Source organism: Litoreibacter arenae DSM 19593, assembly GCF_000442275.2.
Classification (GTDB): Bacteria; Pseudomonadota; Alphaproteobacteria; order Rhodobacterales; family Rhodobacteraceae; genus Litoreibacter; species Litoreibacter arenae.
The window spans coordinates 1-11,375 of the sequence record NZ_KE557307.1 but is presented as its reverse complement, the minus strand read 5'-3'; the positions used below and the strand labels follow the sequence as shown (position 1 = coordinate 11,375).

14 protein-coding genes, 2 pseudogenes and 1 other annotated feature are annotated in these 11,375 nt (G+C 61.6%); of the genes and pseudogenes, 5 read left to right on the top strand and 11 right to left on the bottom strand.

What is annotated here, in order from left to right; translation table 11 throughout:
• Positions 1–179 precede the first annotated feature (179 nt).
• The 9 genes from THALAR_RS07310 to THALAR_RS07270 form a co-directional block, all read right to left on the bottom strand.
• Complete coding sequence (locus THALAR_RS07310) at positions 180–719, bottom strand: dihydrofolate reductase family protein (protein WP_021100875.1); 540 nt, start codon at positions 717–719, stop codon at positions 180–182.
• 48 nt (positions 720–767) lie between these two features.
• Entirely contained in the window at positions 768–1,394 is a 627-nt protein-coding gene (locus THALAR_RS07305) for a LysE family translocator (RefSeq protein WP_021100874.1), read from the bottom strand.
• 36 nt (positions 1,395–1,430) lie between these two features.
• Complete coding sequence (locus THALAR_RS07300; protein WP_040817970.1) at positions 1,431–2,123, bottom strand: class I SAM-dependent methyltransferase; 693 nt, start codon at positions 2,121–2,123, stop codon at positions 1,431–1,433.
• Positions 2,124–2,125: 2 nt separating this feature from the next.
• Positions 2,126–2,818 (bottom strand): glutathione transferase GstA, encoded by a 693-nt coding sequence (gstA, locus tag THALAR_RS07295; protein ID WP_021100872.1) that lies wholly within the window; start codon positions 2,816–2,818, stop codon positions 2,126–2,128.
• Entirely contained in the window at positions 2,815–3,219 is a 405-nt protein-coding gene (locus tag THALAR_RS07290) for a cupin domain-containing protein (RefSeq protein WP_040817967.1), read from the bottom strand. The genes gstA and THALAR_RS07290 overlap by 4 nt, the downstream gene beginning before the upstream one ends.
• Positions 3,220–3,310: 91 nt before the next feature.
• On the bottom strand, positions 3,311–4,450 hold the full coding sequence (locus THALAR_RS07285) for a YncE family protein (protein ID WP_021100870.1): 1,140 nt from the start codon (positions 4,448–4,450) through the stop codon (positions 3,311–3,313).
• A gap of 23 nt (positions 4,451–4,473) precedes the next feature.
• Entirely contained in the window at positions 4,474–5,697 is a 1,224-nt protein-coding gene (locus THALAR_RS07280; protein WP_021100869.1) for a flavin-containing monooxygenase, read from the bottom strand.
• A 32-nt stretch (positions 5,698–5,729) separates the two neighbouring features.
• The gene (locus tag THALAR_RS07275; protein ID WP_040817965.1) at positions 5,730–5,945 is read right to left on the bottom strand and encodes a DUF1127 domain-containing protein; all 216 of its coding nucleotides are present in this window, start codon (positions 5,943–5,945) and stop codon (positions 5,730–5,732) included.
• Positions 5,946–5,969: 24 nt separating this feature from the next.
• Positions 5,970–7,052, bottom strand: coding sequence for a class I SAM-dependent methyltransferase (locus THALAR_RS07270; protein ID WP_021100867.1), 1,083 nt, complete (start codon positions 7,050–7,052; stop codon positions 5,970–5,972).
• 140 nt (positions 7,053–7,192) lie between these two features.
• Between THALAR_RS07270 and THALAR_RS07265 the strand changes: the two genes are divergently transcribed.
• Entirely contained in the window at positions 7,193–8,203 is a 1,011-nt protein-coding gene (locus THALAR_RS07265; protein WP_021100866.1) for a GlxA family transcriptional regulator, read from the top strand.
• Positions 8,204–8,218: 15 nt separating this feature from the next.
• Here the strand turns inward: THALAR_RS07265 and THALAR_RS18070 are convergent.
• Positions 8,219–8,888: pseudogene (locus THALAR_RS18070) on the bottom strand (IS3 family transposase); the annotation flags it as partial.
• Positions 8,615–8,730: a sequence feature (AL1L pseudoknot), on the bottom strand. It overlaps the preceding pseudogene by 116 nt.
• Positions 8,889–9,196: 308 nt before the next feature.
• On the opposite strand from THALAR_RS18070, the pseudogene THALAR_RS18375 reads away from it, so the two are divergent.
• Together THALAR_RS18375 and THALAR_RS18935 are read left to right on the top strand one after the other, a co-directional pair.
• Positions 9,197–9,391: pseudogene (locus THALAR_RS18375) on the top strand (zincin-like metallopeptidase domain-containing protein); the annotation flags it as partial.
• Between the two features lie 22 nt (positions 9,392–9,413).
• Complete coding sequence (locus THALAR_RS18935; RefSeq protein WP_083483420.1) at positions 9,414–9,596, top strand: DUF6330 family protein; 183 nt, start codon at positions 9,414–9,416, stop codon at positions 9,594–9,596.
• Here THALAR_RS18935 and THALAR_RS07250 read toward each other — a convergent pair.
• A protein-coding gene (locus THALAR_RS07250; RefSeq protein WP_154666771.1) for an IS3 family transposase occupies positions 9,546–10,675 on the bottom strand; the annotation gives its coding sequence in 2 pieces (ribosomal slippage) (positions 9,546–10,441 and positions 10,441–10,675; 1,131 coding nt in all). The genes THALAR_RS18935 and THALAR_RS07250 overlap by 51 nt on opposite strands.
• A gap of 79 nt (positions 10,676–10,754) precedes the next feature.
• Between THALAR_RS07250 and THALAR_RS07240 the strand changes: the two genes are divergently transcribed.
• A complete protein-coding gene (locus tag THALAR_RS07240) occupies positions 10,755–11,159 on the top strand; it encodes a hypothetical protein (RefSeq protein WP_040817958.1) in 405 nt (134 codons plus the stop codon).
• Positions 11,122–11,375: helix-turn-helix domain-containing protein (locus tag THALAR_RS07235; protein ID WP_040818003.1), on the top strand; the 254-nt coding region annotated here is incomplete at its 3' end. The genes THALAR_RS07240 and THALAR_RS07235, both read left to right, overlap by 38 nt.

Genomic DNA, 11,375 nt, shown 5'->3' with positions numbered 1-11,375 from the left:
ATGCAGCGCAAGTCGCTGAAGCGGCTGTTCGAGCCGCCCGATTTTCAGTTTTCAGGGGTCGGGAACTGATCATTCGCGGCGACCGGCTTTGACAGACAAGTAGCGCAGCGGGCGGATTTCGGGTTGAATGATGCAAACGACCGCCCTGAACTGGTCTCCGGATCTTCCGATCAGGTAGCTCACACTTCGTGGCGAGCCCGGAATTCCTGAAACAGGTATCCGTCGCCATAGTCCCGTGTCCCGGTGTGTTCGAGGTGAGGCGACACTCTGGTGCCGCCGAACAACGGGACGCCTTCCCCGAGAACGATGGGTGCGCGTTTCAGGCGGAGGACATCGATGTGTCCCGTACTAAGAAGCGATCCGGCGAGCGCACCTCCGCCACAAAGGTATATCGGCCCGCTAGATCGGGTTCTTATGGCGTCGATTGCCTCGGCGTCGCTGGATCTCTGCACTGCGACCTCGGCGCCATCCGGCAGGTCGAGCGACTTCGAAAGGACGATGGTTTCCAGGTGCGCATAGGGATTCTGGCCCGGCTGCATGCCGAAACGATAGCCGAACTCGTATGTCGCCCGGCCCATGATCGCGGTCGCATAGGTTTGGAGGCGGGCTGAGTACTCTTCGACCACCGCGCCTTCCTGGGCAAACTGCGAGATATCGCCGCCGGGCCCGGAAATATATCCGTCGATCGAGACGGCGAAATCATAAATGATCTGTTGCATCTGATAGACCTCTGGTTGCGTTGGTTGGCTAACGAAAATCCCAGCCGGTCAGCGCTCCTGAAATGCCAGCCTGATCCCAAGGGCACAGTATATACTACCGACGACCTTCGATTGCCAGCGCTGGATACCCGGGTTCTGTCGAAGAAACCGACCGACATGACCGGCCGCAACCGCCGTTACCAGCGTTGCGAATGTCCCCATGAGGACGAAGAGCAGTCCAAAGATCGTAAGCTGCAGCGCAATCTGTCCGAGGCCCGGATCGACGAATTGCGGCAGGAACGCGAGAAAGAACATTGCGGACTTCGGGTTCAGAATTTCGGCGAGGCAGGCTTGTCGGAATGCCTGACCTGTCGATATCGGAGGGGCGGCTTCGGACGCCTTGCGAAGGCGGCCCTCGAATAGTGAACGCAAGCCGATATAGATCAGGTATCCTGCTCCAAGCAGCTTGATCAGCGTAAACGCCTGTGCCGAGGCCAGCAGGATCGCGGAGATCCCGGCAACCGCCATGGCCGTATGGAAGAGGTCGCCCAGCCCGATGCCAAGGCTTGTTGCGACGCCGATGCGCATTCCAGAGATAGATGACCGGGTGAGCGTGAGCAGGATCGACGGGCCAGGAAAGAAGACGAACCCCGTTAGAACGGCGATGTAGGTTAGCAGAACCGGCAATTCGGGCATGGCGTGGTCTCTTTCATTTGCGGCGCGCGGGCTTGGTCACTGCGGGGCTCGGCTGCTGGTCCAGCATCTGTACCAGAGACTGCGGAAAATCTCGAACGGCTCGGTCAGGCCCGCTTCGGCAAAGAGCGCGCGGGTGCGCCTCTCTGATATCACCGGCAATTGGGGGATCGCGTTCAGCTCCAGACGCGCCGCGTCGGCTGATACGCCGACGATGTCTGCGTGCGCCAGATACATCGGGACCAGCCGGTCGAAGTCGTCGATCTCATCGAAGCAAACGTCGGCGTGGATCAATCGCCCACCGGGGGCGAGCCTGTCCCGAAGGCCTTTTAGGTAAGCGAACTTGGTGCCATCATCCCGCAGATGGTGCATCACCAGAAGCGATGTCACGACATCGAAGGCTTCGCCGTCGGGGATGTCATTGGTTGTTCCGACGACGAACCGGACATCGAGCGATGCGCCCAAGGCTCCCGCAGTGTCCCGCGCCGTATCGAGGTTCCGGGCCGAGGGGTCGATCGCGGTAATCCGGCCGACCACGTTGCAACCGTCAAGTGCTTCGATCTCCCTGCCACTCCCGGCCCCTACGACCAGGACATGCGGCGCATCGCCGGTGTGGCTGGTGACCAGGGCTTGCACCAGGCGATACATTGCGTCGAGACCGGGAACTGCGCGCTGCATTTCCCGATACATGGCTCTCCGGTCAGCCTGGAGGCCCGCCGAACGGGTGATCATGCCTACCTCCTGCACCGATGTTGCATGTGATGGCTATGGCAAAGTTGCTCGGACCGATCACAATCCGCAAGCTGGTCGGGCACCACGGCTGTTCCCGTCAGCCCCTCTCGGGCCAAAGCCTTCCCGACAGCCGGCCGGGCCTGAATGTCATCAAAATGCCGTTGCAACGCCGGCCAGTCGGCGATGGACAGGTCCTGATCCCCCATCCAACGGCAGACGGCGAACAGATAAACATCGGCCAGCGAGAAGTCGCGCCCCATCAGGTATCTGTGAACGCCCAGATGATGCTCGATCACAGTCATGCGTCGGGTCAGATGGTCTTTGCCCGGGTTCAGGAAGGCTTCGGGCGTCGTCGGCCGGAAGAGCGGACTGAAACTCTTGTGAATCTCGGTCGCAATGAAATTCAGCCATTCCAGTGCTCGCCACCGCCGCATACCGGACGTGGGGAACAGGCCCGCATCGGGTGCGAGGCCATCCACGAATTGCAGGATCACTGGTACTTCGGTCAGCATCTTGCCATTCTCCAGCACCAGCGCCGGGACATAGCCCTTGGGATTGATTTCAAGGAAATCACAACCGCACTCTGTCAGTCGTGACCGATAGTCAACTTCGACCAAGCTGAACGGCAGTCCGGCTTCGCGAAGCGCGATATGGGGTGCCATAGAGCAGGCGCCGGGCATGAAGTAGAGCTTCATTTCACCCCTCCGCCGAACGGTGTGTCGGGACGTGCGGCGAGAACGACCAGCATCAGGTCGTAGGCGGTTCCATCCACGCCCTCCATCTTGTGCCCCTTTCCGGTCAGGTCCGCCGCGGCGAACTGATCGCCCGGTGACAGAACACGGGAATCGCCGTCGCTGGTCTGGATGCGAACGGCCCCGGTCAGAACGGTTCCGAGAACCGGTGCAGGGGCGCAATGCCATTCGTCCCGATACCCGGCAGGGTGGTGCATCATCAAAACGCCTGTCGCGCAAAGGGTGTCGGTGACGCTGTATCCGGAGGGTGATGGCGGCGTGAAGTTGCCCTTCTTCAGGGGCCAGGAGCCCTCGGCAATGTAGGAACCGCCGTTCGCGTCGGCGCAAATCCGAACATGTTTCATCGCTTTTCTTCCCTTGAAGATGTCCAATGGGTCCGCCGGGCAGCAACTCCGGCGGGGGCAGAACCGGCCTGTGCAGGCCGGCCCCGTTCGATCAGTGGGTATGGACGTGTGGCGAATCGGGCAAAAGTTCGATCATGTTCACCGTGAATCCGGCGTTCTTGAACGTATCGATGCTGTCGATCATCTCCATGACCTCAAGGTCGACCACCGAGATCGAGCCGTCGTTAATCCCCTCGATGTTGGCAAGCCCGTTCTGCACCAGAGCCAGCCGCCCGTCCTCGGAGAAGGCGAGATGGTGCGCCCCAGGCGCCGTCTCCGCCGCCCCGAGGTGTCTGGGATAGAGCGGGTCGGTGATGTCAAAGGCGTTGAGATGGCCCGGAGCCGTGGTCGTGACATAGGCGCGCTTGGCGTCTGCGTCGAAATAGACTTCGAGAGGAACCTTCTGGCCGAGCGGCGCGAAGTCGAAGGCCTGACGCAAATCGAAGCGCTCCTCCTCCGGTCGCCATTCGGCGATCCAAAGATCGGCCGAGGCCGCGTTTGTGACATAGGCCACGGGCGGCTCGGCGCCGGGAACGAAGAAGATCTCGACCGGCGAGGACGGCGCGCCGTCGGGATCCGTCGTGGCATAGGTGGCGAGATGCTCCATGGTCTCCAGGTCGAATTCCACGATGCTGTCGCCGATCACGGTCGGATCGACCGGGTCTTCGGTGCTGGTGGCCAGCACACGCCCAAGGTCGTCGCGCACGGTGATGCCGTGCGGCCAGGGCTCGGGCGTCGGGACCGTCTCGATCACCTTGTCGGTCTTGCCGTCACCGACCACGATCACCGAGCTGCCCATGCAGGTCAGATACCAGCGGTCGAGTTTCGCCGAAAAGGCCACGTCCTCACCGACAACGCAGTCGGGCACGTCAACCACTGTCTTGCGCCACGGAAAGGCGGTCACGTCGAAGACGGTCAGTTCGCTGCGTCCGAGCGAGGTGACATACGCCCTGTCGCGCGCCGGGTTGTAGAAGATGTGGTGCGCGATCATGTCCGAAGGCAACGGGATCTCGGCGAGGATCTCGCCGAAGTCGGGTGCCTCGGGATCGACCTCGACAAAGGCGAGCGCCTCATGGCGAGGGGTGGCGGTGCCCTTGGTCTCGTAAAGCACCACCGCGGTCTGCTCGGCCGTGGCCGAGCCTGCAATGGCGGCGAGCGCGGTGGTGGCGAGAAGCGTGCAAATCGGTTTCATTGGATAGGTCCTTTCATCAGGTTTCAGGAGAGTGTTGCATCCGCTGTTGCGGTGGGCTTCGGGGTGGCGCAACTGACAGATGCGCCGGGCGTTTCGGGAGCCGAAACGCGGCGCGGATCAGCGGCAATGCCGGTAGCGATCCTTTGGGCCGCGATCCCGGCGGCGTCGAAGAAGCCGGTGTAGATTGGCTTGTAGCCCGTGAACCAGAGCCCCGGATTGTCCGGGTCGTGCTCGCCCATCGGATGGCGAGGCCTTCCGTTTTCGTCGAGCACGCTGAGATGACCCAGTAGCGGTTCGAGCCCCGTCCCATACCCCGTCGCCGCAATGACGATGTCGGGCGCGCAGGACGAGCCGTCGGCAAGTAGAACGCGGTCGCGTTCGAAGCGTTCCACGCGCGGGACGATCCGGAAACGTCCGGCCTTCAGCGCCGCGACAAACCCATCATCGATCGCGAAGGTCACGCCGTCCCGCAAGAGCCGCGTGCTGCCGCCGTCCGGGTGGCTGGTCAGCCCGTAGCGCCGGAGATCGCCGAGAAACAGCCGCTCCGTCAGCCTGAAAGCCGGGTCGAGGACGCTGTTCGGCAGGGTGGCGAAGACGCGCGCCAGCCCATGGATCGGATAGCCGAATATCCGCTTCGGTACGACCGCCGGACCATACCGGATGGAAACCATGACCTCCGCGGGTCGGTGCAAGGCAAGGTGGTTCAGCGCGTCCGTGCCGGAGTTTCCGGCGCCGACGACAAGCACGCGCTTGCCGTCGAAACGGGATACGTCGCCCAGGTCGGCAACATGCAGCATTTCGCCCGCAAAGCTCTCCCGCCCCGGCCACTCCGGGATATGGGGGATGCTCTCGCGGCCGGTCGCGATGACCACATTCCCGGCATGATAACCGCCGGTCGTCGTGCTGACCTCCCATCCGCCCGCGAACGGGGCGACCTCGGTCACGACAGCACCGTAGTGGATCGGTGCATCGAGCCTGGAGGCGTAGCGTTCCAGATGCGCCACAACGGTGTCGCGCTTGAGGTAGGTGCCGTCGGTCTTCGGCGCCGTCTGTCCCGGCAGTCCGGCGAAGCGGCGATGGATGTTAAGCCTGAGCGCCGGGTGACGGCCGCGCCAGGGGTCGGCGACCCGCTCCCGCGCCTCCAGCACGGTGACGGGAAAACCACGGTCGGCGAGGGCGCGGGCGGTCGCAAGGCCCGAAAGCCCCGCGCCGATCACCAGCGTGTCGGCGATATCGATCGGTTTCATTCTCTTTCCCTTCGTTGTTTGAGTTCGCCGTCTCATGGCAACTGGCGCCATTGCACTGGCTCACGCGGCGCCGCGTATTCCTCGAGGCCCATGTCGCGCAGCAGATGCCGGGAAAGGTGAGAGAGCGCCGCCATCTCGCGGCGCACGCGTCGTCTTTCTCGGGCCGCCCCGAGCCATTGATGAAGTCGGTGCGCGAAGCCGACGAAGTTCCGGCGCCGTGCACCTACGTGGGGTGAAATCATGCTCATGTGCTTGGTCCTTTCTGGCCGCTCTCAAGGGCGACCGATGAAGTATGCGTTCAGGGGATCGTGCGGCAGCCGATGCGTCTCGACCGAGGCAAAGCCGGTTTCCGCGAGGTATTCCTCGGCCGTCTCGACACCCCACATCGCGCCCAGCCCCGGTCCGCCCTGACCGATCGAGATCGGCGTGCAGTGCATGCTGGAAATCATGAAAAGCAACGGCGCGAAGGGGTTGGCGATGTTCTTTTCCAGATCGCGCGAACCGCCGATATCCTGCATCAGGAAGACGCCGTCAGGTCGAAGCGACCGCTGGATGAGCCGGAGAAACCTTTTGGGATCCGCTTGATCGTGGACGGCATCGAACGCAGTCACGAGATCAAATTGTCCGACGGTCTCTGCCGACGATAGATCGCGGGCCTCGAATTTCAGGTTCTTCAGTCCTTCGGAGTGCGCCTCGGCTTGCGTGTCGGCAAAAGCGTCCTCGCAGAGGTCGAACCCGTGGAAGCGGCTGTTTGGAAATTCCCGCGCGAGACGCAGCATCGCCCAGCCTCCGCCACAGCCGAAATCGGCCACGTCGATGCCGCTCTCCAAGCGTTCCACGAGGCCAGGAGCAAGCGGCAGAATCGCTTCCGTCAGGTTGGCGACGACAAGCTGGGCGCTGTCTTCCGCCATAACCTCGTGGAAACGGTCGAAATGGTGATAGCACAGGCCCTCGCCAGTGCGGAATCGCTCAAGCAGCTTGTCCTCGACAGACGCCGCGAGACCGATGAACTGGGTCGTCACCGCCATGTTGTCCGGGCTGGCCGCACGCGTCAGGAAGGCAGCGTGTTCGGGCGGCAGCGCGTAGCTTCTCGCCTGCGCATCGTAGTCAACGACACCGGACGTCACCATCACGCCAAGCCACTCACGCAGGTAGCGTTCGTTGACGCCGATCCGTTCGGCAAGTGCCTCCGAGGTGAGGTCAGGATTGGCTGCCAGCTCGTCGAGCAGGCCGGCGCGATGGCCGAGCGAAGTCATAACGGCCAAAGCCGCCTCGTTTAACGTGCCGACGAAACGCTCTGCGAAGGTTTCCGCTTTCGCATCGTCGAACGCAGGGATCTGTTCTTGAACTGTCACCTTCTGTCCTTTCTGGTGCTTGCTTGGCCTGAACGGCCGTAGTCATGTGCAAGGAGATGGACTTAACAGGCGAGTCGAGATAGAAGCGAAAAAGACCAAAACGGTTCTTATCGGACCAATCCAGTAGTCAGGAGGCCCAAATGAGCATCCATACGGCTGTTATCGGATCGCGCCTTGCCGGATCCTCGGTGCTGTTCTCGATCCTCGACGTGCTGGCGTCGGTCGGGCGTGACTGGGCCATGCTGCATGGCATCCCCGCATCGGAACCGGTTTTCCAAGTCAGTCTGAGAACCCTGGACGGTGCACCCTACTGGGACATCAACGGGCGCAAGATCACACCGGACGCCATGCTGGACGAACTGCCCGTCCCCAACCTGATCGTTGTGCCCGATCTGATGTTCGCCCCCGAGAGCGGGCTACCCGATGATTTCGCCTCGATCGCCGAGTGGATCAGTGACGCCCATGCGCGTGGCGCCATCGTCGCCTCGGTCTGCTCAGGTGCGGTGCTTCTGGGGATGGCCGGCCTGCTTGACGGGAAGGAGGCGACGACCCATTGGGGCTATGCCGACATGCTGGGCCGGAATTTCCCCAAGGTGAACGTCTGCCGCGAAAGGATCCTCGTGCCCACAGGCGAGGGCCACCGCGTCATCACCGCCGGCGGCATGTCGGCCTGGGAAGACCTCATGCTCTATCTGATCGGGCGTTTCGCGGGCACCGAAGAAGCGCGTAGGATTGCGAAAATATACCTCATCGATCCGCATCTCGACGGGCAGTTGATATACGCATCGCTAACCTCGGCGCGACAGCACGAGGACCAGTTGATCGCCGAGGCACAAGTCTGGGCGGCGCAGCATTACGACACGCCAAGCCCCGTCGCAGCCATGGCAGAGCTGAGCGGCATGACCGAACGCGGGTTCCATCGTCGGTTCAGGAAGGCGACAGGTCAGGCGCCGGTCGAGTACATCCAGACCCTGCGGGTCGAAGAAGCGAAGCAGCTTCTCGAAACCACCGCCGCGCCGATCGACGAGATCGCCGCCGAGGTCGGATACTCCGAGCCGTCAAGCTTCCGCTCGGCATTCCGAAAACGCGTCGGTGCCTCCGCCTCGGCCTACCGAAAGAAATGGCAGGCTCTCTCACCAGCATCTCAGTGATCGGTTGGGTGTTGGGAAGGCGTCGATGACGAAGGCCACGTAAACGAAGCCGGTCCATGTCGCGACATAGGTGAAGTCCGAGAGCCAGAGCCGGTTTGGCGCCCTTGCGTTGAACTGGCGGTTCACCCGGTCCTCGGGGCAGGGCGTCGCCGGGTCGGGCCGCGTTGTTTTCACGGGTTTTCGCCTGACCGCGCCAGCCAGGCCCATGTCGGACATCAGACGCGCGACGCTGCATCTTGCCACTGCGATCCCTTCCCGGTTCAGCTGCCGCCACACCTTTCGCACGCCGTAGATCTGGAAGTTGTCGTCCCAGACCCGCCGGATCTCGCGTCGCACCTCAGTATCCCGCCTGGCCCGCTCGGGCCGCTTCGAGGGATCGGCCGCCCGCCCGGCATGAGCATAGTAGGTCGACGGGGCGATCGGCAGAACGTCGCAGATCGGCTCGACCCCGTAGCTCTCGCGATAGTCATCGATGAACATCTTCATTTCCTCAGAGGGCGGTCGATCTCCGCCTGGGCAAAAAAGCGCTCGCTTTGCGCAGGATCTCATTGGCCTGCCGCAGCTCACGGTTCTCCCGCTCCAGCTCCTTGAGACGCGCAAGCTGATCGCTGGTCGGCCCCGCTCGCTGGCCGGTGTCACGCTCCTCGCGGCGCACCCATTTGCGCAAGGTCTCCGTCGAGCAGCCGCCCAAACAACCGGCTTGATTGAAGAGTAGCTCGCTAGTGCGCCAAAGCCGGACAATCGTCCTACGGCCGCTTTGTCCCGCGCTGTGAAAATTCTTCGTTGGGGTTTGCTGCACGCTACATGAATGGCTGCAACTTCTGCCGGACCGCAGATCAGATCTTGATGCCTGCGCAGAAAGATTCTCTCATTTTGCGTTTACAGCGTGAAATCGACATGTCGGCTCTGGGCTCTTTCCGGGCATTAGCCGCAGCTCGCACGAATGTCTGCGGTCACTGACAAGGCATATTTCGAGCTTGACTGTCAGGATAAGTGGCCGAACTCACCTCGTGTTTTCTGGGGCAGGCGCTTGGGTTTTCGGCTCACACACTCGAAATGAGTGCCGCTTATCTCGACAACTGGCTCCGCGTCCTGCGCTCGGACAAAACCGCAATCTTCAAACACGCCGCGGATGCGCAGCGGGCCTGTGACTGGCTCATCGCCGCTTCGGCCGATGAGGCTGCGTGATTCGCGAGTGGAGGTGTGACCCATGAGCAGGAAAGAACCGAAGACGCTGCGAGTCGCGTTTTGGTCCGATGGTAGCCGATGGATCATTGCGTATCGGCAAGGCGCTTACTGGTGGATGGACCTGTCGCGTATTTGTGCCGCTCCGAGTGCTCGTTTAAGCCACCTTCCGTTCAAAAGCGACCGGGCTTTTCCAGCCCAGTGCTGAGTGGCGTCGTCGCGGATTATAGAAGCCGTTGATGTATTCGAAGATTGCCATCTCGGCCTGGCGCCGGGTTACCCAAGGTCTGCGCCAGATCAGCTCAGCCTTGATGGTTTTGAAGAACGTCTCGACTGCCGCATTGTCATAACAATTGCCTTTCCCGCTCATCGAGACCTGGAAGCCGTGTTCGCGCAGGATCTTCTGATAGTCATGCGAACAATATTGGCTACCTCTGTCGGTGTGATGGATGCAGCCCTTGGGTGGTGCCCGGAAGGCGATGGCCATTTTCAGCGCCCGGATCGCCAGGTCGCGCTTCATCCGGTTGCTGACGGCCCACCCAATGACACGCCGGGAATGCAGGTCGAGGATGACCGCCAGATATAGCCACCCCTCGCGAGTCCAGATGTAGCTGATGTCGCCTGCCCATTTCTGGTTCGGCTCAGTCGCACGGAAGTCGCGATCCAGCAGGTTCGGCGCAATATTGAACGTGTGATCGCTGTCAGTGGTTGCCTTGAACTTGCGTGTTCTCTCAACGGTAATCCCGTTTTCGCGCATCAGGCGACCAACCCGGCGGTGCCCCACATCAATGCCGACCTCCTTCAGTTCTTCGGTCATTCGGGGCCTGCCGTAGCTACCCAGGCTGAGACGCGACTGTTCCTTGATGTGCGCCAGAACGATCATATCCATGCGCTGCCTGTGGCTGGCCGGACGGCTGCGGAACGCCCGCAACCCGCGCGGGCTGACGTTCATGACCTGACACAGCCGGTCGATCGGAAAGGCCCCGCACTGTTCTTCAACGAACCTGAACCTCATGGCTTTTGGCTCGCGAAGAACTGGGTGGCTTTTTTTAGGATGTCCCTCTCCTCCTTGAGGGTACGGTTCTCGCGCCGAAGTCGTTCGTTCTCCCGCGCAAGCTCGCGATCCTCGGGCGATACCACATCCGTAGCGCGGTGCGCTGTCACCCACTTGTTCAGCGTCGAAAGCCCAACGCCTAAATCATCCGCAACTTGCCGCCGTGTTAGCCCGCTGGTCAGCGCAATTCGCACTGCATCCTTGCGGAATTCATCCGTTCTTCCTGTGCCCATAGTTCGTCTCCTTTGCTGCACATTATGCTACCAAAGGAGCGGCACCAAACCGCGACAGGTCCATTTCGAGATCGAGGTGATGCCGGATGTTCGGGCGCATTGGACACCCAATGCCGCGCTCTTCAACCGCTTCAAGAAGGCCTGGCTCCTCAAGATCCTCGGCGAGGAGCTGGGGCTCGCGCAGGAAGCCATCACGCTGGCCTCGTCGACCAAGAAGGAGATCGTCGCCTTCTGCGACAAGCTCTTTGCCGAACCTTTTGCCACGCTCACGGATGCGCAACGCGAGGCGGTCGCCACCTGGTGTCCGCCGATGATGCAAACGACTGGTTCTGAGCATGTCGAGCCAAACGTGGCAGAAGACTCGCCCGACGAAGCCGACTGTAGATATGTACGGACTCTCGGGACACTTCCTGTAAATTCCCTGATTTGGGATGGAGGAAGTATTCATGACGAACGAAGGACGCGACATTCAACGCAAACTTAGAGTGCTCCAGCACGCCGAGAAGATCGGCAATGCTCGCAAGGCCTGCCGGTATTTTGGGGTCGGCAGGTCCAGTTTTTATAGATGGCGCGATGCATACCAAAAGCATGGCGAGGCTGGCTTGAAGAACGCCAAATCAATTCCGAAGAACCCCGCCAATCAAACGCCTGCCGAGATCGTCGAGAAAGTGCTGTATCTGCGTCGCAAGTATCACTTGGG

Excerpts from the sequence above, each read along its gene's own strand:
- THALAR_RS07240 (WP_040817958.1), top strand. The coding sequence starts at position 10,755 with ATGCCGGATGTTCGGGCGCATTGGACACCCAATGCCGCGCTCTTCAAC.
- THALAR_RS18935 (WP_083483420.1), top strand. The coding sequence starts at position 9,414 with ATGAGCAGGAAAGAACCGAAGACGCTGCGAGTCGCGTTTTGGTCCGAT.
- THALAR_RS07280 (WP_021100869.1), bottom strand. The coding sequence starts at position 5,697 with ATGAAACCGATCGATATCGCCGACACGCTGGTGATCGGCGCGGGGCTT.
- THALAR_RS07290 (WP_040817967.1), bottom strand. The coding sequence starts at position 3,219 with ATGAAACATGTTCGGATTTGCGCCGACGCGAACGGCGGTTCCTACATT.
- gstA (WP_021100872.1), bottom strand. The coding sequence starts at position 2,818 with ATGAAGCTCTACTTCATGCCCGGCGCCTGCTCTATGGCACCCCATATC.
- THALAR_RS07275 (WP_040817965.1), bottom strand. The coding sequence starts at position 5,945 with ATGAGCATGATTTCACCCCACGTAGGTGCACGGCGCCGGAACTTCGTC.
- THALAR_RS07310 (WP_021100875.1), bottom strand. The coding sequence starts at position 719 with ATGCAACAGATCATTTATGATTTCGCCGTCTCGATCGACGGATATATT.
- THALAR_RS07305 (WP_021100874.1), bottom strand. The coding sequence starts at position 1,394 with ATGCCCGAATTGCCGGTTCTGCTAACCTACATCGCCGTTCTAACGGGG.
- THALAR_RS07300 (WP_040817970.1), bottom strand. The coding sequence starts at position 2,123 with ATGATCACCCGTTCGGCGGGCCTCCAGGCTGACCGGAGAGCCATGTAT.
- THALAR_RS07265 (WP_021100866.1), top strand. The coding sequence starts at position 7,193 with ATGAGCATCCATACGGCTGTTATCGGATCGCGCCTTGCCGGATCCTCG.
- THALAR_RS07285 (WP_021100870.1), bottom strand. The coding sequence starts at position 4,450 with ATGAAACCGATTTGCACGCTTCTCGCCACCACCGCGCTCGCCGCCATT.